This is a genomic window from Oligoflexus tunisiensis (genome assembly GCF_001748245.1).
GTDB lineage: Bacteria > Bdellovibrionota_B > Oligoflexia > Oligoflexales > Oligoflexaceae > Oligoflexus > Oligoflexus tunisiensis.
On the sequence record NZ_BDFO01000001.1, the window covers coordinates 992309 to 1013538 of the forward strand.

The following is a 21230-nucleotide window of genomic DNA, read 5'->3' on the forward strand; positions in this document are numbered from 1 at the left end:
GCATCATCTAAAAACGCATGGCCTCAACCGCTGCCATAATCTTTCTCGCATAATAAACCTTGGTCGGCTCGCCATCCGCACGCGGCGTATCATCCCCGTTATAGCGCTCCAGGCCAGCCCGGACCCATTCCGCCTGCCCCATGGTGGCTGGCGTACAGCGTGAACTGCGCGCGCATACATAGCCGATGGCCGCTTTCAAAATCGTGGCTCCGGCGATGATCTGGGCTCCGTATTGATCCGGCTTGGAAAAAATGCGTTCTTTGCATGACCGGGCCCAGGCGGTGCGGGCGGCAAAGTCCTCGAGTTCCCTGCTGACGGGAAAGGTCGTCCAATGTTTGAGTATCGCCTCCTGAAAGTAGGCTGTTCCGCTGCCGGCATAGACGCGATTGCCGAGATGCGCGTAGACGACTCCGCTTTGATCGAGAAATTCGCTGATGCCGATTACCGTCAACTGGGTCAGCCCTACGGCGCCGGTCGGCGACACCGCGCGCGCATCAAACGCCGATTCCTGGGCGATCATCGCGGTCAGAAGCCGCGCATCCAGATCAAAATCCATGGCCAGCGTGCGGATCGCAAAGGCCAGAAGTTCCGGACTCTGAGGACGGTAGCCCCAGTTCGGAACTTTGTGCTGGATATAGGAAGCCAGTTCCATTTCTTCAGGCTGTTCCGCCCGCAGCATAACAGGCGCCGCGGCATAGGACAAACTCACGGGATATCCCAAGGGCTCGCTGGACACAGGCGGCAAGGGATCGGCACAGGACACGCAGAGCAGCAGCGCCGCGGTCCATGCAAAACGCAGCATGGGCATAAACGTCTCGTGATGAAGGGTGATGTCAGGCAGAAATCTTAAGCGAGCGCGGCGAGGATGTCAAATGGGAGAGAGGCAAGGCTGCGCGCGGCAGCCTTGCGAGAGAACCATCAGAAGTTGTAGAAGATACCGATTTGCAGTTTCCACACGGATTCCAAAAGACGCACGGAATCGGGTTCAGTCTTGCGCAAATTGCTATAGATATAGCGGTTGGTCACGGCATCGTAGCCGACATCCGTGACGGCTGCCATGTAAGGGAAGTCGACCTGCTTCACCTGGCCCCAGTTCTTGTTGAGGAAGTTGGGCAGGTTCACAATATCGAACACGATGCGAGCCTTGCCGGTCTCACCGTAACCTGGCAAATCCTGAGACAGACGCATGTCGAGTTTTTGCACCCAGTCGCTGAAGAAGGCATTCCGTGGTGCCACGCGTCCACGATATTTGTCGAGACCATACTTATTCAGGAAGGCATTGAACGCCCCTTCGTCGATGTCCTGCAGGATCACGTCGCTGCCATCGCCTCGCGGCACATAAAAGAGCATACGGTTGCGGCCGGAGAAGGCCGAGCTTTCGCCATACATGCGACCGAGGGTGTCGCGGTTACCACCCATGGTAAAGCTATAGGGTTGACCGGAGCGGCGTTCAAAGAAGAAGTTCACGCTTGAAGTGAGATCCTCGAAGAAGCTGGTTTCATAGCCGGTGCTCACGATGAAACGGTGTTTGGTTTCATAGATCGAACGATCAAGTCCAGGATTATTGGGATCATCGCCAATGGCAACTATTCCATAGTTACTGGTCGAGACGGAACTCGTGCCCGGATTTACTTCCTGAACATCCTGCCAGGCGTAGGACGTGGACACATTCCAGCCGTTATCAAAGCGCTTATAGAGACTCATGCTGGCGGTATGACCGTAGCCTTTGTCCGTGTTGGTCATCAACATATCGTGGCCGCGGTTGACATTGAATTCCTCGCCAAACGTGGTGGAAGCCGGCGTGGTGTCGTAAATGGGGCGGCCGTCCGGAGCGGTGGCGGTCGGCAGGTTGTGCGGAAAGCTTGGATTGTTGCGCCGCAGATCCTTCCAAAGGAGACCATAACGGGTGCGCGTGTAGGTGTAACTCATGTCGAACATCACGTCGTCGATGACATCGGGAATGTCGAACTTATAATCGAAGCCGGCCTGGAACTTGTAGGACTGAGGAATTTTGAAATTCGGATCGAGTGCATCGACGTTGCCATCACCAGGAACAAGTTGGGACGTAATGGATTCAGGAATATTGCGGCCATCAAACCCAGCCATGGTCGCTGCATCGGTGGTCGTGAATTGGTCCACGGTTACGCCATCGTTGGTATAGCTGTTGGAAAGCCAGACCGCTGGTGTTCCCCCGCCGAAAAGCCCAAAGCCACCGCGGAATCGTAGATCTTCGTTGGCTTTATAGGCCAGAGCAAGACGGGGCAGGATAGCCTGCTTGCCGGAAATATCCTCGGTGTTGCTGAAACCATAGCGATTCACAAAATTTTCGTTCAGGGTGATATCGCCACTCGCGCTGTAAAGTTCAGTGCGGACACCAGCGCGTGCGGTGAGGCGTGGGGTCAGCTGCCATTCATCCTGCAGGAAGATGGTGGACACACTGTATCCCCAGTCCGCTGCCGCATCATGGGGATTGTTGGTGATGGCATTGCTGTATTGAAAGCGTGAAGGAGCCCGGGCTTCGAACTCAGCAAGGCTATCGTAGGCGACCACCCCCTGACTGCTGGGAACGAAGAGGTTATAGATATCGATTTGCTCCACCTGAACACCGCCCGTGATGAGATGCTCATCCAGGAGATAGTTGACTTCCGCAGCAATGATGTTGCTCGAGTTTTCCAGTTCATTGGCATGGCGGGAACGGTCGGGGCCGATGAAAATGGATCCTTCGGCCTCCGTTTTGATCTCGGCCTCCATAAAATCATTGCCATGCAGCGGCTCCTGCTCGGTCTTCACCTGTTTGTTGCTGATCTCGACTTTGGTTGAGAGGGCCTCCGACCAGTCGGAGAAGAGTCGCAGGGACATGTTGTCCATGGTATCGGTTCGTTCATAGGAATAGGAAGTCAGGTAGAGGTTGCGCTCGCTGGCCCCGCCTGCGTTGTAGTTATTGCCTTGGGCTCTTTGATATTTGGCCTCCAGGCGATGATCGTCGTTGATTTTATAATCCAGTTTCAAGAGACCCTTCAGATCCTTTTCCTGCTGGCTCTGGGAGGGAACGCCCGCATCGAAACCGTAAACCCGGCTGGCGATATCCTGCACCTGGGCCACTTCATCGACCGTCACGCGTTCCACTTGAAAGGGCTTGCCTGAACCCATGGCCCCCACCGTGGACGGTGAGGTAGCGGTCAAACCTTCGATGTTGGCGAAGAAATACAGTTTTTCTTCCAGAATGGGACCGCTGAGTGAGAGGCCCAGGCGGTTTTCTTCAAAGTCGGATTTATAGGTCTTGTCCTTGGTTTTGCGGCCGGTCAGACCATCGGTTTGGCGGGTGTAAAGGACGGAACCTTCGAATTCATCCGTTCCGGATTTGGTGATGACGTTGATGCCACCGCCCAGGAAGTTGCCATAGCGGACATCAAAGGGCGAGCGTTCCACGGAAATTTCCTGGACCGCCTGCAGAGAGATGGGACTTCTTTGGGTGGGATAGCCATTGAAATTAAGGCCGAAGGAATCGTCCTGCCGCATGCCATCGACGGTGATGCTGTTGAATCGATTGTTGGCACCGCCGACGCTGAGGCGGCCGTTATCGACCACGGCATCCGGAGAACGGCGGATGATATCCTTCAGATCCTGATTCACGGAAGGTGTCGCCTGAATATCGCTGCTGAAGAAGGACGCCTTGGATGATGTCTGGACCTCACGGGCGGCGGTGACTCGCATGACCTCAGCCTTGCCGAGGGTGAAAATGTCACCCGTATTGTTACCGGCATTCAATTGAATGCCTTCACGCGTCACCTCCTGCAGGCCTTCCTTCGTGGCTTTCAGGGAGTAGGGTCCGCCGACGCGCAGGCCAGTAAACGCAAATTGACCATTGGTCGTCGTCAGAGCCTGCTTGCGAACCTGGGCCGCCGGGAATTCAAGGACCACCTCCGCGCCTTCCACGGGCTTGCCTTCGGCGTCCACTACCGTTCCGCGATAGCTGGCTGAAGTCATCTGAGCCCAGGCTTCCCGGGTTGTCCCGAGCAGGGTCAGACAGCTGAGTAAAATTATGAGCCAGGCCGGAAGCCCTGGCATCACCCGAGTCCTTGCATGCAAACGACTATCCTGAAGCATCAGACATCCCTTCGTAACTGGAACAGATAAAGAAGAGCGATTCTCATACAAGATACTCATACAAATGGGAAGGTCAAAAACCTAAGCTTCTCCGGGAGTTTTCTGTTAAAAGATTGGGTGTTTCTTCACAGTCGTTTTTCATTTTGCGAAGAATAGACTCGTTTTAGATTATGTCAATTGGGTGTAATCCGCCCGGAATGAAAGCTCTGGCTACCTGTCGCGCTTTTCACTAAAATCCAGCGGCTGAGGGCAGACATAAGGACACATATATATGAGCAACTCCTATCGAACGGGCAGCAAGGATCTTTCGGCCTGGGAAAACCTCGCACGCAAGGATCTGGGTTCCGCCCCTCTTGAATCATTGACAAGGCAGACACCGGAAGGTGTGCCGATCAAAGCTCTGTATACCGCCAGGGATTTGGAAAAGGTGGAGGCGCTCGATACCTTGCCAGGTTTTGCGCCCTATACCCGCGGACCAAGGGCCACCATGTATACCGTCAAGCCCTGGACCATTCGGCAGTATGCTGGTTTTTCAACGGCCGAGGAATCCAATGCCTTCTATCGGCAGAATCTCGCCGCAGGACAGATGGGTCTTTCGATCGCTTTCGATTTGGCCACCCACCGCGGTTATGATTCGGATCATCCACGGGTGACCGGTGACGTGGGCAAGGCCGGTGTGGCGATCGATTCCGTAGAGGATATGAAAATCCTCTTCGATCAGATTCCGCTCGAGAAAATGAGCGTCTCGATGACGATGAATGGCGCGGTGATTCCCATTCTTGCAGCCTATATCGTGGCGGGTGAGGAGCAGGGAGTCAAGCCGGAAGAGCTTTCGGGCACGATTCAGAATGATATCCTGAAGGAATATATGGTGCGCAACACCTATATTTATCCGCCGGAACCGTCGATGCGCATCGTCGGGGATATTATCGGCTATACCGCGCAGCGCATGCCACGCTTCAACAGCATCAGTATCAGCGGTTATCACATGCAGGAGGCCGGGGCGAATTCCGCCATCGAGCTGGCTTTCACGCTGGGCGATGGCATTGAATATGTGCGGGCGGCGATAGCCCGTGGTTTGAAGGTTGATGAGTTTGCACCGCGCCTTTCGTTCTTTTTTGCGATCGGCATGAATTTCTATATGGAAGTGGCCAAACTTCGGGCCGCGCGGACGCTTTGGTATAAACTCATGCAGCAGTTCAATCCGAAGGATCCTCGTTCCTCGATGCTGCGCACACACTGTCAAACGTCGGGCTATTCGTTGACCGAGCAGGATCCTTACAACAACATCATCCGTACCACGATCGAAGCTATGGCCTCGGTTTTTGGCGGAACCCAATCGCTGCATACCAACTCGTTTGATGAGGCGGTGAGTCTGCCTTCGAATTTTTCAGCCCGCCTGGCGCGTAATACGCAGCTGATCATCCAGGAGGAAACCGATATCTGCCATGTGGTGGACCCCTTTGGTGGCAGCTATTTCATGGAAACGCTGACGCAGGATCTGTTGAACGAAGCCGAACGCATTCTGCATGAAGTGGAAGAGGCGGGCGGCATGGTCAAGGCGATTCAGCAGGGTTTTCCCAAGCTGAAGATCGAGGAAGCCGCAGCACGGAAACAGGCGCGCATCGATTCCGGGCAGGATGTGATCGTTGGGGTGAACAAGTACCAGACCAAAGAGGAATCCAAGTTCGAGGTCCGGGATGTCGATAACACCAAGGTGCGTGAGCAGCAGGTGGCCCGTCTGCAGGAGATCCGCAAAACACGGGATGCCGCCCGGGTGAAAGCGGCTCTTGAGGCGTTGGAAGCCGGCGCGCGTGGCAACGGCAATCTGCTCGAACTCGCGGTGGACTGCATGCGGGCCCGTGCGACCGTGGGTGAGGTTTCGGATGCGATGCGTCGTGTCTTCGGTGAACATCGGGCCCCGATTCAATCCGTCAGCGCGGTTTATGCAGCGGAGTACAAAATGAAGTCTGATTTTGATGATGCCCGTCAGGCCGTGGCCGCGTTTGCCGCAGAGGAAGGGCGTCAGCCGCGGATCCTGATCGCCAAACTGGGGCAGGATGGACATGACCGCGGCGCGAAGGTGATCGCGACCGGGTTCGCGGATTTGGGATTTGATGTCGATATCGGTCCTTTGTTTCAAACGCCGGAAGAGGCAGTGAAGCAGGCGATTGAAAACGATGTGCATGTGATCGGCATCTCCTCGCAGGCAGCCGCTCACAAGACGCTGGTTCCGCGTTTGATCGAACTTCTGAAGCAGCAGAAGGCCTCGGATATTGCCGTGGTTGTGGGGGGCATCATTCCGCAGCAGGACTATGAATTTCTCTTTCAAAACGGAGCGGCCGCGGTCTTTGGACCGGGAACACCCGTGCCGGCGGCGGCCGTGGAAACCCTGCAAGCCATCAAGCGGACGAGGAAGGGATGAGCATCGACCTGAAGGGTCTGGAGGCCGCGCTGATTTCCGGGGATCGGCGGGGACTGGCCAAGGCTTTGACCTTGATCGAGAGCCGGCGTCCGGAGCATCGTCTCCTCGCGGGCAAACTCCTCTCGGCCATCTATTCGAAGACCGGGCGCGCGAATCGTATCGGCATCACCGGCTCACCCGGTGTGGGGAAATCCACGTTCATCGAGGCCCTCGGCAAATTTTTTCTGCAGCAGGGTCATAAACTCGCCGTGCTGGCGATCGACCCAAGCTCTCCGCGTTCGCATGGAAGCATCCTGGGGGATAAAACGCGGATGGCGGAACTTGCCGTGCATCCGGATTGTTTCATCCGTCCGTCGCCGTCCGGTCTGTCCCTTGGCGGTGTGGCCCGTCGCACGCGGGAGTGCGTGCTGCTCTGCGAAGCGGCCGGGTACGATACGATCATGATTGAAACCGTCGGGGTGGGCCAGTCGGAGACGCTGGTGAGTTCGATGGTCGACATCTTCATGTTTCTTCAGCTGCCCAATGCGGGGGATCAGCTGCAGGGGATTAAAAAAGGGATTCTGGAACTTGCGGACCTGGTCGTTGTCACCAAGGCGGATGGAGCGTTCGAACAGGCGGCGCGTCGCGCGAAGGTGGATCATGAGATGGCCCTGCATTACATGCAGCCGGACCCGGATCGGCTCCTGCCGCGCGTGATGATGTGCAGTGCGGTGGAGAAGAAGGGTTTGCATGAGATTTACGACACGATCCTTGGGAACCTGAAGATACTGTCCTCGGATGGACGTTTGCAAAAGAGACGGCAGCAGCAGCGGGAGCAGTGGTTCGAATCCGAACTGCATGATCAGCTGATGGATTCGCTTTTGCGGGATCGTGGGTTCAAAAGCAAGGTTCAGGAGTTGAAAGGCAAGGTGATGCACGGAACCATGGCGCCGACTGAGGCGGCTCAGCAGGCAATTTTGAAATTGAATCTGCCAGATTGAGGTATGATCAATATCGCTTATTCATCGGACCGAGCCCTCACACAGTCTTTGTATCTTCCCTTTCCCCATCTGTTATAGTCATCCCAGGTTTAGACCTCAGATGAGAAGGGAAGCACTATGATAGCAGATCGCTTGCTCAATGTTGTTCGCCCCAAAACGCCTGATTTTGTCCCCGGACCTCGCTACTACACGCCTCTGAAATTCCTGAACGAAATGAACCGCGATCCACTGGGTTTCCTCACCCGCATGCAAAAGGAATATGGGGATGTCGTGCGGATGCCATTTGCTCTGGCTCCGATTTATCTCGTCACTCAGCCGGATCTTCTCGGACGGATCCTCCTGAACACCGAGAAGAACAATCGCAAATCGCTTGGCTATCGGCGCCTGAAACCCTTGCTCGGAGAAGGCCTGCTGACCAGCGGCGGGGATCTGTGGCGGACGCAGCGGCGCCTGGCCAATCCCGAGTTTCATCAGAAGGCGATTCATGGGTTTTTTGATGTGGTTCAGGAAGAGTGCCTGAAACTTGTGGAGGAGCTGGATCAAAGGATCAAGACCAATCCGCTCGTGAATATTTCGGATGAAATGTCCCGACTCACCTTTACCATCATTGTGCGGATCCTGTTTTCCATCAACATGCATGATCGCGCGCAGGATGTGAAACAGGCGCTCCGGGTTCTGCAGGACTATGCCCACTTTCTCTTCTATTCGGTTTGGACGCTGCCGATGACCGTTCCCACACCCGGGAATTTGAAGGCAAAGAAAGCGATCCAGGATCTTGACCAGATCGTGTATCAGATCATCAGCGAACATCGCGCCCATCCCGATCGCTATCAGGATCTGCTCTCGCAGTATCTGAAGAGCGTCGACGAGGAATCCGGCACCGGCATGACCGACAAGCTTCTGCGGGATGAGGTCACGACGTTGATGCTGGCGGGACATGAAACGACGGCCATTACGCTGTCCTATGCCTTTGAACTTCTGGCAAAAAATCCTCGCTGCGTCGAGAACCTGAACCTCGAATATGCAGCGTTGCCCCAATCGACCTTGTCCATGAGCGATCTGCCGAATCTGGAGTACACCCAGAACGTGTTTTCCGAAGCCATGCGTCTTTATCCGGCAGCCTGGGCCATCGGTCGGGAAGCAACCGAGGATATTGAATTTCAGGACTATCGTTTTGCGAGCGGCAGCACCTTTATCTGTGTTCAGTATCTGACCCATCGCCATCCCAAATACTGGCCGCGGCCCGAAGTCTTTCGTCCCGAACGATTTTCCGCCGAGGAATCCAAGGGGCGGCATCCTTTTGCCTACTTTCCGTTTGGAGCGGGACAAAGGTCGTGCATCGGTTCAAGCCTGGCCCGCTTCGAAGCCCAGATCATTCTGGCGACACTCATGCGGCATTTCAAAATGGAGGCGGTCAAGGACGCTCCTTATACCATCAAACCACTCATCACCCTGGTCGCAGATCCTGGTATTACGCTGCGACTAAGTCGGCGGTGAACAGAAATTATCGGTCCGGGACCAGGAAAAAATCAAACGATTCCAAGGTTATGGCGCCCCTCTTGGGAAAGGGTTAGGGCGGCGCCGGCTTTTACCGATAGGATTATAACGCTTTCTTTTTCAAAACATACGACCCGTATGAAAGGTGCTGACGTGAATCTTCATCGCTTCACATGGCTGGTAATTCTCGGCTCGCTTCTGGCTTGCCAGAAAGATCGTGTGCTGAAGCCTGATGCGACGGCCAGCGCCACGACGGGTCGTTTGGAAGAAAAAAATATCGACAGGGAACAGCCGGAGTATGAAGCCGACGCCCCGGTAGATGAAAGTGTGAACATTCCTGCGCCTATCACCGGCGCCTATCTTGTTTGCGCCAGGCTTTCCACCGATACCACGGGCCTGCAGCAACAGGTCGGCTGCCGCGTTGAGGCTGATGGCGGCGTGGTGGAGAATTTCAAAGCCCGGGCGGAAAAAATCTCCTGGACCTATCAGACCCAGGGTTCCGCCGTGGATATCAAAGTTCTGGACGAAGAAAACAATCGGGACTGGCTGGTCATGTTCAACATTCAGGCTGATGCAGCCGCCATCGAATCGAAAGTTACGTTTGACGTCGCCTTTACCGCTGATGGCCTGGCGACCTCGGTTAAGACTGAGCTTGTGATGATCTGGAATGAAGATTGCGCTCTGCCACCTATCCAGTTCGAAAGTCTGGGTGAAAAGGTCGGCGTAGGCATCGCGGTGTCCGATCAGTTCCGTGTGAGTCATGGTGTGCGTTTCTCCACGTTGACAGGCGCACCTGTGTTGCTCGCCCTTTACAATCAGCCCAATGCCAATCCTCTGGGATACTTTGGAGGGCCGAATAACACCGGCAACTTCCTGCAGACCAACCAGACCGGTGGCAAGTTCTTTATCACCGATCGCCATAGACAGGCGGAAACCACCGAAACTCTGGTGATGGACTACGATCGTCCGGTGAAAGAGGCCAGTCTGGATCTGGTGGATGTCGACTTCTCGGAAACCTATGTGATCCGCGCGCTGAATGCGCAGAGTCAGATCGTGGATGAGATCCAGGTCCAGGCTTCCGTGGCCGGGCCCCGGGATGGCCAGTTGAGCCGCTTTGTGGTGCGGACCCCCGACGGTTCGAACACGATCACCCGACTGCAAATCTACGGTTTCAATCCTCCTGGCGCCACGGGGATTGGCTTTGGTATCGATAATATTGCCCCGCGCTGCGGAAAATAACCCGATTCCTCTTTGAAGATGCACTCAGTCCCGGCTATAAAAGGACGCCGCCCCGTGCGGCGTGACTGAGTGAATCCCCGTCGACGAGGACAATCCATGAAAAGCTTTGGCAGCGATAATCACTCCGGTGTCCATCCGGCCGTTCTCACCGCCATTCAGGAGGCCAATACCGGGCATCAGCCAGCCTATGGTGCGGATTCTGTCACCGAGGAGGCGCGTCGGCTCTTTCGGCAAACCTTTGGACCGGACGCTGAGGTGTTTTTCGTCTTTACGGGAACCGCGGCCAACACCCTGGCCCTTCGCGCGTTGTGCCGGCCCTTTGAGGCCGTGGTGGCCACCTCTGCGGCGCATCTTAATGAGGATGAATGCGGAGCTCCCGAGTATGTGGCGGGGAACAAAATCCTCGCGTTCCCGCCTGTGGAAGGCAAGCTTTCCCTGGATGTGATCGACCGTCTGAGGATCAATCCCCATGATCCCCATCGCGTGGTGCCGCGTCTGGTGACGCTCACGCAGGCGACGGAACTGGGAACGGTTTACAGCCTGGACGAACTCCGGGCGATCACCGAGCGTGCGCACGCCCGCGGGCTCCTGGTGCATATGGATGGGGCGCGCCTGGCGAATGCCGCGGTGCACCTGGGCTGTGAACTTGCGGATGTGACGACGGCGGTGGGAATCGATGCGCTCAGTTTCGGCGGCACTAAAAATGGCCTTCTTTGTGCGGAAGCGCTGGTCTTTTTAAAGCCTGACCTCGCCCCATCGTTTGCCTTTATCCGCAAACAGAGCATGCAGCTGGCCTCGAAAATGCGTTATCTTTCCTGTCAGTTTCTTCCCTATCTGCAGGATCAGCTTTGGAAAAAAAATGCCGGGCAGGCGAATGCCATGGCTCTTTATCTGCGGGAACGCCTGAGCCAACTGCCGGGCTGCGAGATCCCTTATCCGACCCAGGCCAACGAAGTCTTCGCCGTTCTCCCGCCGCCGATCGCGAAGATTATGCAGGAGAAAGCCCGGGCCTATGCCTGGGATGGGGATTTGCATCGTTTTGTGACTTCATTTGATACGATGAAGGAAGATGTGGATGCTTTGTTCGTAGGATCAGGGACGCCATGATGCGTTTCATCAGGCGTCCCGATGTCAATCAGGGGTCGAGTTTGATGGTGGCTGCATCAAAGGAGAGGCCACCCACCGCCGCTGGCTTGCTGACTGTTGGCGCCGTGAAGGAAGGGCTGATGTTGCCCGAAGCGTCCACCGTCAGTAGATCGCGATCGGCGCCGGTTCCGCATCCGCCATGTCCCACCATGTACTTCAGCTTGCTCTCCGCTGCATTATGAACGAAGACCTTGCTGGAAGCATTGCGGGTCGCAGACTGAAACTGAACGAGCTGCTGGCTGTTGGCCTTATCAGGCCAGCTGCAGAAAATCAGCTTGGCCGCAGCCGGATCCTTGATCGCATTGTTTTCCCAGCTGCGACTGAAACCGAAGGTGGCCTTCAGAGATTCATTGGCATCTGATGCTGTCACCGAGTAGGTGAAGGAACGCCAGTATTCATCATTGATACTAGCGGACCAACCCACGATGCCCTGGCTCGTGCCATCAGCATTTTGATTGATGATCGCCCGGATCAGGTTGTCGGCGACTCCGTTGCCATTGCCGTTACCGGAGGAAATCGCACCGATAGCGTTGTAATCGATGGCCCCTTCCGCGGTGATAAATTTCGCAGGATGGCGGGTGTCATCCGTGTGCCAGAAGGTCATCTTGTCCAGCATGATTTTGGAATCACCATCCGCGTCCAGCTCATAGGTGGCTGCAACCGCTGCATAGAGATCCGTCTCGTAGTTGGTGGCACCGTTCAGCTTGCCGAGTTCGTCGGCCTGCTGGTTGGTGAAAACGATCGCATGGCCTTTTTCCGCGTTGCCGGCGTCACCGTCGGTATCCTGCTTGACGGCATGCGCATAGACGATGCGCTCCAGCCCGGCTGCATCCTTGAATTTAAGACCAATCGTGGTGCGGTACGTGGCCAGACTGTCTTCTGTGGTATGTTTGATATCGGCCGTGGTGAAGCTGGCTCCATCCGGCAGTTCCACATCCTTCAACGCATCGAGATAGCTGGTGGTTGCGCCGGCTTCCGGCAGGTCCACATCCACGAATTTCGAGGCGCAGACCAACGAAGCAAAAGCCTGGCGACCCATTTCTACGATTTGAATGGCGCTGCCCACATAGTGATTCACGGTGGCGGACACACAGGCTTCTCCACCCGTGGCTGCGGCCTGCATGATGCCGCCGTCACCGTAGAGGATGGTGCCCGGATTGTTGGGAACGGTCACAGCATAGTTTGTGGGATTCGCTTGAATGGTCGAACGTTCGACTTTGGGCGAGAAGCAGGCCGGCTGCTCAAAAGTCGGGTATTGAAGCTTGAAGCAGTCAGCGATCGTTTCCGCTTCCGTTATCTCGGTGATGACCTTGGCGCGATCATCCTTTGATGGGACGGTGGTGATCGCCTCAATCTTGTCGTCCGTATCCTGCAGGCGCAGGCTGGTGCCGCTTTTCGGACTGACGCCAGTGTCCATGGAAATATTGGGGATGGCCAGGGCCAGCGTACCAGGGACTGGTGTATCAGTATCATCATCCGTGTCGGTGTCATCAGAGGTGGCAGGGGCATCGCTGGATGAACTGCTGCTGCCGCAGCCATGGCTCAGTCCAAGCCCCAAGGCAAGCAGCATGGCGAATCCATACGGTTTGGTCATCATGGTATTTCCTTCTCTCTCTTGAATTGAATATAGCCTTATCACGGCCGTATATCCCGCCTTCGGAGGAAGAGGTAATATGTTAAGACTATTTCATTAAGTGAATGAAATGAAATGAACAATTTCGATGCTTTTTAAGCGGAAAGTGGCAAAGGACTTTAGATCAAAGGCCGCAACCAATCAAAGAAACTACGCATGTTTTCAATGCTGCGCCGCACGCTATGCGGATCATCAAGGCCGTGATCCCCATTGGGAACCATCCAAATGCGAAATCCATCCTCTCGCAAAGCGTCAACGCGATCGCGCGGGGCGCAGGAATCGGCTTCACCGATGACAAAGACCGTGGACTCAGGGAATTTACGTAGACGCTGGAATTCCTCGTCCAGATGCAGCTGCGGGCTGAAGGAGATGATGAGGCTTTCCTGATTGAGTTTAAGGCCCATGAAAAGGGCCTCAGCCAGGATATTGTTCCCAAAGGAATAGGCTGCGATGGTCTGCTTCTGCTCGCGCGTTTGCTGGGCCCAGTCCGTACACAGGCGACTGACCGAGCGGCGCAGCACAGGTCTTTTACGGGGTTCGCTGACAAAGTCCGGTTTGTAGCCTATGCAGGTGGCCGCGTGTCCGACTTCCAGATGCAAGTTGGTAAGATAGTAAAGCCAGGGTCGATCGTAACGGTAGCCGCCGCCGCTGAGAACGAGGAGCGCACCGCGTTCCTCTTTGCTGCTTAACGTTTCGGAATGGGGATCCACACCATCATAGCGGCTGAAATCGAGCAGGATTTTTTTCATGGGCGTCGGCACGCGTTTAGTCCTTCGTCTTGCGCAGAGCATATTTCCAGAGCAGCTGCTGGGAGCTGATGTAGTCTGCGTTCAAAATTCGAAATTTCTCGCTCAGAACCGTGGCACAGTTGCGATAGAACTGCGCCTTGGTCTGATCGCCTTCCTTATCGAGGAAACTTTCAAAAAGCCCCGCCTCAAGAGTGAACAGATAGGACTGCGCATCAGCCGAGACGGTTGCCGAGCGCGGGGCCTGATCAAACAGGCTTAATTCACCAAAGCTGTCGCCGGATTTTAAAGTGGCCAGACGGTGGGCGTCGCCGGTGAGGGTGTCACGCTTATAAACGGACAGCTGTCCACCGAGTATCAGAAAAAGGCCGCGTGAAGGTTCCCCTTCGATCACGGCATGAGCGGATTTTTTTACCACCTGGATACTGCCAAGGCTCCAGATGCGCCTTCTTTGCTCTTTGCTGAAGGTACGGAAAAGAAAGATCGCAAGCAGCTGCTCGGCGCCCCAATCGAGGTCCCGGTAGAGGTCGATTTGCGGTATCGAGAACGGTTTAGAGAGATCTTCCATGTCTGCTTTGCTCCAGGTTCCAGTTTAGCAAATCCACGGAAGAAAAGAGACGGCACGGTTTTGCCTGGTGCCGCGATTTTGGTATTTCCTTGAAATTCATCCACCATGTGGCAAGATTCTCTCCTATTTCCTGGAGGGACGAGATCATGTCACAGAGCGTTAAACGGGTCTGCAATCTGTGCGAGGCCATGTGCGGCCTGACGATTGAAATGAACGGTGATCAGGCGATGACCATACGCGGCAACAAGGATGATGTTTTCAGTCAGGGTGCGTTTTGCCCCAAATCCCAGGGACTCAGGGACCTTTGGCAGGATCCGGATCGCCTGCGCGGACCCCTCAAAAAGGTGAATGGCCAATTTCAACCGATCGCCTGGGAAAAGGCCTTCCAGGAGATCGCGGATAAGATCAATCAGCTGCAGAAGGACCACGGACGTGCCGCAATCGCCACCTATGCCGGCAATCCCAATACTCACAATTTCGGCAATCTGATCCTGCTGCCCCTGTTTCTGCGGGGCATCCGCTCGCCCAACAAATTTTCAGCGACCTCGGTGGATCAGCTGCCGCATATGCTTGTGAGTTATCTGATGTTCGGCCATCAGCTTTTGCTGCCGATCGCGGATGTGGATCACACGCGCTACATGCTGATGTTTGGCGCCAACCCTGCTGTTTCCAACGGCAGCCTTCTGTCCTCCGCGGGGCTGGCGACGCGGCTGAAGGCCATTCAGCATCGTGGCGGCAAGGTGGTGCTCTTTGATCCGCGTTATACGGAAACGGCCTCGCTGGTGACCGAACATTATTTTATCAAACCCGGCACGGACGCCTTTTTATTGGCGGGTCTTGTGAAGCTGATCTTTGATCGCAAATTGGTTAAGCCCGGCCGCCTCAGTTCCATGCTCAAGGGTCTTGTTCAGCTGGAACCTCTTTTCACGGATATCGACCTCGATCAGGTGAGCGCCGTCACGGGGGTGAAACGCGAGGTGATCGAGCAGGTGGCGACCGATCTGGAGACCCATGAACCGGCTCTTTGTTACGGGCGCATGGGCGTGTCCACCCAGGCTTATGGTGCGGTCTGTCAATGGTTGATCAACCTCATCAATATCCTCAGAGGTAATTTCGATCGGACCGGTGGGGTTCTCTTTACGAAGCCGGCCTTTGATGTCGTGGATCTGGCCAACCGCATGGGAAGTCGCGGCAGTTTCCGCCGTCGGAAAAGCCGCGTGCATCAGTTGCCGGAATTCGGCGGGGAGATGCCGGTGTCCACGCTCGCGGATGAAATTCTCACGCCCGGCGAAGGACAAATCAAAGCGCTCATCACCATAGCCGGCAACCCCGTGCTGACCACCCCCAACGGCCGTAAACTGGAAAAAGCCCTGGAGCAGCTCGAACTGCAGGTGGCGATCGATTTTTATCAGAATGAGACGAGTTCGCGGGCGGACTATATCCTGCCGCCGACGACCTCGCTCGAGCACAGCCACTACGATTTGATTTTCAATGCCCTGGCCTCGCGCAATATCGTGCGTTATTCCCCGTCTGTGGTACCGGCTCCCAAGGACAGTTATGAAGACTGGGAGATCATGCTCGAACTGTGGGCACGGATCGGCTACAAGGACAGCCTGATCGATCGCTCCAAAAAACTGCTGGTGAAAAAATCCATGCAGGCCCTCGGCATGGAGCGTCTTGTGGATCTTGGCCTGCGCCTCGGGCCCTACCGCAAGACGGGCCTGACGCTGCATAAGCTGAAAAAGATGCCGGATGGGATCGACCTTGGACCCTTGAAACCGAGTCTTCCGGAACGGCTCTATACCAAGGATAAACGCATCGACCTTTGCCCTCAGCCCTTGCTCGAAGCCTGGCAGATCTTCCGCTCGGACCCCGCCTGGAAGCAGCCGCAAGGCATGGACTCAGGCGAGTTCCTTCTGATCGGCCGCCGCAATCTGAAGAGCAACAATTCCTGGATGCATAACCTGCCGAGTCTCGCGCGCAGCAAAAATCAGTGCTATCTGATCATGAACAAGCAGGATGCCGCCAGCTGCCGAATCGAGGATGGCAGCCAGGTTCAGGTCTCCAGCCCGGTGGGCACCATCGCATTGCCCGTGATGCTGAGCGAACGCATCATGCCTGGTGTTGTGAGCATACCTCATGGCTGGGGCCATAACCGGGGCCCATCCCGCTTGACTTTGGCGAGCCAGTCCCCGGGCGTGAGCCTGAACGATATCATGGACGATCGCCAGGTGGATCGCTTTTCCGGCAACGCGATTTTGAATGGACAGCGGGTTCGCGTGTCCGCCCTGTCGCAATAAACGATCAGTTTTTGCAGGAAAAGACTCGATTTCGTCCAGAAACCACTTTATGATGAGGAAATGTATCCAAAAAAAATTCGCGAGGTGAAGCCATGCCCATGGTCACAATGCGGGACGGGACTGCCGTTTTTGTTCGCGTTCTCGGTCGTGGTCAGCCCGTTCTCATGCTCCACGGCTTTGCGTTGGATAGTCGGCACTGGCTGCCTCTCATTGCTCCTTACCTCAATTCGTATCGTTTCATCATGCCCGATTTTCGCGGGCATGGACGCTCCGGGACCGGTGATTTGCATCGCTCCCGGGTTCTCGATACGCTCTGTGATGATGTCGATGATATCCTCGATTTTCTGAAGATCGAAAAGGTTCTGCTCTGTGCCTATTCCATGGGCGCAATGGTGGGCCTGGAATACGCTCTCCGGCGTCAGCAGGAACGGGTCGAACGTTACCTCCATATGGAATTGAGCCCATGCTTTCATCATGCCGAGGATTGGGCTCATGGATTCAATCCTCAGCTTGTGGAACAGGCCCGGGTTCTGGTTGACCTCTGGGAGCAAAAATCCGCCGCGGCCGGGGCCTCCTATCGCACCCTGATTCAGGAGATGGTACGCCAGGCCTTCCCGCAGCGGTGGGTCATGCAGATGGTGGATGTGCTCCCGGTGCGGCTGCTCGATCCGATCCTGCCTGACCCCGCCTTTACCCATGAAATCTTCAGCTTTCTGCTCGAATCCAATTTTGATGTGCGTTCACGTGTTCCCCATTTTCAAATTCCCGGTCTGATCATGAGTGGGCGTCAGTCCAGGTATTTTCCTTGGGAAGGTTCGGACTGGCTGCATCAAAACTGGGAAAAGAGCGAACATCTGATCTTCGATCACAGCGGTCACGGGCTCATGTATTCCGAACCGATTAAATTCCGCAAAGCCTTCCAATGCTTCCTGACCGGCGCGCTCGATCGCGTGCGTGAGATACGGACCAGTCGCAACTGGCTGCGTCTCCGGACTGCTGGATAATCTCCCTCATACCATCCGATAGGGGCAACGCCATGCGGCGTCTGACCCCCGGCGTAACCCCGCGATTTGCGGCAGACGGCGGCTCGCCCGGGCCATGGCCCCTGACGCATGACGGAATATATCTTGCCACGCAAGTCCATGGTGCTATAGTTAGCGCAATTTTCAACAATCGGTCTTCCTGTCTTAAGCAGAGCCAAGAAGGAGTCACAGCCATGTTTGACGTCCCAACCAAAACGCTCGAAACTGCGCCTGTATCCGCGATTCCCACCCTGCCTCAAAGCATCGTGGAAACCCAGGAACTCCTCGGGATCATGCGACGTCAGGATCAATTTTTTGCCAGTGGCATGACCCTGAGTGAAGAGTTTCGTCGCGCTCAGCTGGTGAAACTGCGGAAGGCTCTGGAAAAACATGAAGGTCACTTGATTCGGGCCTTTGCCCAGGACCTGAGAAAGTCAGCGTCCGAAGCCTATTTTGCGGAAATTGGTGTGACACTGGCGGAGATTCGCCACGCCCTTCAGCATCTGCGCAGCTGGATGAAACCGGAGCGCTGTGCAACGCCGATGGCGCTGGCCCCGGCCCGTTCGGAAATTCGGCGGGAACCGCTTGGCCGCTGTCTGATTTTGAGCCCCTGGAATTATCCGCTGCTGCTCAATATCACGCCACTGATCGCCGCGCTCACAGCGGGAAATACCGTGGTGATGAAACCCTCGGAGCTGGCTCCGACGATGGCGACGGCCATTCGCGAAATGCTGGCGGATACCTTCCCCGCTGAACTTGTGACCGTGCTCGAAGGCGGTGTGGAGCTGAGTCGCATGCTCCTCGATCAGCGCTGGGACCTTATCTGTTTTACCGGCGGAACCGAAATCGGCCGTTCGGTGGCCCAGGCTGCGGCCAAACATCTGACGCCTTGCATTCTGGAACTGGGTGGCAAGAGCCCCTGCCTTGTCAGTCGCCACGCGGATCTTACGGTCGCGGCTCGACGCATCGTCTGGGGAAAGTTTTTGAATGCCGGTCAAACCTGTCTGGCTCCGGATTATATCCTGGCTGATGAAAGCATTCATGAGGATCTGGTCACCGCTCTGCGTGCGGAGATTCGTCTGCGCTTTGGCGCCGATCCCTTGAAGCATGAGCAACTGCCCCGCATCATCAATCAGCGGCATTTTCTGCGTCTGCAGAAGATGATCAGTCCTGGCAGCGTACTCCTCGGTGGTCGCAGTGATGCGGAGAATCTGTTGATTGAACCCACGCTGGTGAGCGCGACAGACCGCTCCGTACCCGCCATGCGAGAGGAGATATTTGGCCCCATCCTGCCTATTATCAAGGTCAAGGATATGCAGGAAGCCAAGGCCTTTGTGAAGGCTGGCGAAAAACCACTCGCCCTGTATGTCTTCAGTTCGGATCGCCGTGAGCAGGACGATCTTTTCCATACTCTCTCGTTCGGTGGCGGCTGCATCAATGATGTGCTGGTCCATGCGGGCAATCCAGGTCTGCCTTTCGGGGGCGTGGGCGAGAGCGGCATGGGCGCCTATCACGGTCGTCATGGTTTTGAAGCCTTCTCCCATCGCAAGGCGGTGGTGCGTAACAACACCTTCATCGACCTGCCTCTGCGTTATGGGCCCTGGGGCCGATTCAAGGACAAGGCCTTCCGATTGTTCCTGAACTGATGGGGAGGCGTTCATGAGGGAACCCGCCTATTTCAAGCTGGATCCCGCCAAGGATTATGAAGCCATCATCCGGTGCATGGCCGTGGAGACCTGGACCTTCGATGTTCTGCGGGGAACGGAAATCGCTCTTCTGAAAACCTTTGCGATTCCTGAAATTGCCAAAATCCTGGTGGAATCGGGCGAATTTCTGAATCGCCCGCAGAAACGCTATGATGATACCGATCTTTTGATTTCCCTTTTCGTCGAGAACGGCCCCAGCAGTGTTGCCGGCCGCCAGGCCATTCGCCGTATCAATCGCATGCATGCGCGGTATCCCATCACCAACGAGCAGATGCTTTATGTCCTGAGCACCTTTGTGGTGGATCCGATGCTGTGGATTGAAAACTATGGCCATCGGCCCTTGAATGCGCTGGAAAAGGAGGCCTCCTTTCAGTTCTGGATCCACGTGGGCCGCCTGATGGCAATCAAGGATCTTTTCCCGAACCTTGAAACCATGGTCGCCTTTCACGAGGATTATGAGCGTGAACACATGGTTTATTCGGAATACAATGCCCAGCTCTATCACCTGGTTCTGCCCACCATGGCCCGGATGATGCCTGCGGGACTTGGCAGGCTGGTCACCGAACTGCTGCCCTCGCTCATGCCACCGAGGATGTGCGCGGCGTTTGGTGTGAAGTCACCTGGCCCATTGATCCGGACCGCTGTGCAGGCGATTCTAAGGGCCCGGGCGCAGGCGGCGCGCTTTCTTCCGCAAAAGCCGGTGTATCGCACCCGGATGAAGCGGACGACATACCCCAACGGATTCACCCAGGAAGAACTCGGTGTTTAAGGAAAGGACGATGCGGCGTCAGGATTGGGTTGCCATTCGCTATGTAAAATCCCTGCTGGCCACGGAATTCGGTCAGGAGCATCGCTCCTCTTTGCTGACCCGCGCCCAGATCGATGAGGAGCTGCTGAATGATCCCACGGCCGTGGTCACGACCGCGCAGTATTCGCGACTCATCCGCCTTCTGATGATGGCCACGCGGGATGAAAGCTTTGGTTTCACGGCCCACGGATTGAAACCTGGTACCTTTGCCATGATGTGCCATACCATCATTCACAGCGAGCAGCTGGAGCACGCGATCAAGACCTGCACGCGCTTTTATCGGCTGGTGACGGAAGATTTCAGCCTGCATTTGAAGAGGCACCAGAACACGGCCGTGATTGAACTCCATGTGCATGAACCCCTGGCCGGGCCGCCGGGTTTTTTTACCGAAGCCATCTTTGCGATGCTGATGCGGCTTTTTTCATGGCTGATCGATAAACCGATCGTGCCGTCGCGGGTGGACTTCGCCTTTGGTCCTGAGGACAGCGGCCATTCCTTTGAAGGCAAGATTCCCGGCGAAGTCTGCTATCGGCAGACCTGCTCGCGCCTCTATTTTTCCTCGCACCTTCTGCGTGAGGACATCAAGCACGACCCTATCGAACTGCGCGAGCTTCTGGAAAAGGAAACGCATCGCTTCCTCACGGATTTTCGGAAGGAGGACAGCTACAGCGCCCGCATTCGGCACTCCCTGATGCACGATGAGGACGTGATGAACAAAAGCCTGGAAGCCTTCGCCCGCGATTTCGGGATCAGTCCCTCGTCCCTGCGGCGCAAGCTGCGTGAGGAAGGACAGAATTTCCATGATCTGCGGGAATCGATCCGCAAGCAGCGTTCCCTTTATTTCCTGAATCAAACCCACAAAAGCATCGACGCCATTGCCGCCGCCACCGGCTATTCGGAATCCTCGACCTTCCACCGGGCCTTTAAAAAGTGGACCGGTTTGACCCCACAGGCCTACCGTCAGAAGCCCCAAAGCCGCCATGACATGGGTTAAAGCGCTCTTGACTTGAACACTTCTGCCAATGAAGGTGATCACTCGTGCCATTGTCAATG

At 55.8% G+C, this 21230-nt stretch carries 15 protein-coding genes; 10 read left to right on the forward strand and 5 right to left on the reverse strand.

Going from position 1 to position 21230, the window contains the following annotated elements; genetic code table 11:
- Positions 1-7: 7 nt before the first annotated feature.
- Both OLTU_RS04435 and OLTU_RS04440 read right to left on the reverse strand, forming a co-directional pair.
- Positions 8-802: a transglycosylase SLT domain-containing protein gene (locus OLTU_RS04435; protein WP_218109834.1), complete on the reverse strand. Its 795-nt coding sequence runs from the start codon at positions 800-802 to the stop codon at positions 8-10.
- A gap of 116 nt (positions 803-918) precedes the next feature.
- Positions 919-4107, reverse strand: a complete 3189-nt coding sequence (locus tag OLTU_RS04440) for a TonB-dependent receptor (protein ID WP_218109835.1) — start codon at positions 4105-4107, stop codon at positions 919-921.
- 271 nt (positions 4108-4378) lie between these two features.
- On the opposite strand from OLTU_RS04440, the gene scpA reads away from it, so the two are divergent.
- The 5 genes from scpA to OLTU_RS04465 all read left to right on the forward strand — a co-directional run bounded on the left by scpA (position 4379) and on the right by OLTU_RS04465 (position 11355).
- Entirely contained in the window at positions 4379-6532 is a 2154-nt protein-coding gene (gene scpA, locus OLTU_RS04445) for a methylmalonyl-CoA mutase (protein ID WP_141731548.1), read from the forward strand.
- A complete protein-coding gene (meaB, locus tag OLTU_RS04450; protein ID WP_141731549.1) occupies positions 6529-7512 on the forward strand; it encodes a methylmalonyl Co-A mutase-associated GTPase MeaB in 984 nt (327 codons plus the stop codon). The genes scpA and meaB overlap by 4 nt, the downstream gene beginning before the upstream one ends.
- Before the next feature lie 117 nt (positions 7513-7629).
- The gene (locus OLTU_RS04455) at positions 7630-9009 is read left to right on the forward strand and encodes a cytochrome P450 (RefSeq protein WP_141731550.1); all 1380 of its coding nucleotides are present in this window, start codon (positions 7630-7632) and stop codon (positions 9007-9009) included.
- A 153-nt stretch (positions 9010-9162) separates the two neighbouring features.
- Positions 9163-10248 carry a hypothetical protein gene (locus tag OLTU_RS04460; RefSeq protein ID WP_141731551.1) on the forward strand — a complete coding sequence of 362 codons (1086 nt, stop codon included), beginning with the start codon at positions 9163-9165 and terminating at the stop codon, positions 10246-10248.
- A gap of 96 nt (positions 10249-10344) precedes the next feature.
- On the forward strand, positions 10345-11355 hold the full coding sequence (locus OLTU_RS04465; RefSeq protein ID WP_141731552.1) for a threonine aldolase family protein: 1011 nt from the start codon (positions 10345-10347) through the stop codon (positions 11353-11355).
- Between the two features lie 28 nt (positions 11356-11383).
- Here the strand turns inward: OLTU_RS04465 and OLTU_RS04470 are convergent, their stop codons facing one another.
- From OLTU_RS04470 to OLTU_RS04480, 3 genes are all read right to left on the reverse strand, one after another.
- The gene (locus OLTU_RS04470; RefSeq protein ID WP_141731553.1) at positions 11384-12991 is read right to left on the reverse strand and encodes a hypothetical protein; all 1608 of its coding nucleotides are present in this window, start codon (positions 12989-12991) and stop codon (positions 11384-11386) included.
- Positions 12992-13146: 155 nt separating this feature from the next.
- Complete coding sequence (locus OLTU_RS04475; protein ID WP_141731554.1) at positions 13147-13788, reverse strand: alpha/beta hydrolase; 642 nt, start codon at positions 13786-13788, stop codon at positions 13147-13149.
- Between the two features lie 4 nt (positions 13789-13792).
- Entirely contained in the window at positions 13793-14341 is a 549-nt protein-coding gene (locus OLTU_RS04480; RefSeq protein WP_141731555.1) for a cyclic nucleotide-binding domain-containing protein, read from the reverse strand.
- Positions 14342-14487: 146 nt separating this feature from the next.
- Here OLTU_RS04480 and OLTU_RS04485 point away from each other — a divergent pair, with 146 nt between their 5' ends.
- The 5 genes from OLTU_RS04485 to OLTU_RS04505 all read left to right on the forward strand — a co-directional run bounded on the left by OLTU_RS04485 (position 14488) and on the right by OLTU_RS04505 (position 21171).
- Entirely contained in the window at positions 14488-16641 is a 2154-nt protein-coding gene (locus OLTU_RS04485) for a molybdopterin-dependent oxidoreductase (RefSeq protein ID WP_141731556.1), read from the forward strand.
- 92 nt (positions 16642-16733) lie between these two features.
- Positions 16734-17645, forward strand: coding sequence for an alpha/beta fold hydrolase (locus OLTU_RS04490; RefSeq protein ID WP_141731557.1), 912 nt, complete (start codon positions 16734-16736; stop codon positions 17643-17645).
- 212 nt (positions 17646-17857) lie between these two features.
- Positions 17858-19309 (forward strand): aldehyde dehydrogenase family protein, encoded by a 1452-nt coding sequence (locus OLTU_RS04495; protein WP_176736329.1) that lies wholly within the window; start codon positions 17858-17860, stop codon positions 19307-19309.
- A 13-nt stretch (positions 19310-19322) separates the two neighbouring features.
- Complete coding sequence (locus OLTU_RS04500) at positions 19323-20138, forward strand: oxygenase MpaB family protein (RefSeq protein WP_141731559.1); 816 nt, start codon at positions 19323-19325, stop codon at positions 20136-20138.
- 10 nt (positions 20139-20148) lie between these two features.
- Complete coding sequence (locus tag OLTU_RS04505; protein ID WP_218109836.1) at positions 20149-21171, forward strand: AraC family transcriptional regulator; 1023 nt, start codon at positions 20149-20151, stop codon at positions 21169-21171.
- The last annotated feature ends 59 nt before the right edge of the window (positions 21172-21230 follow it).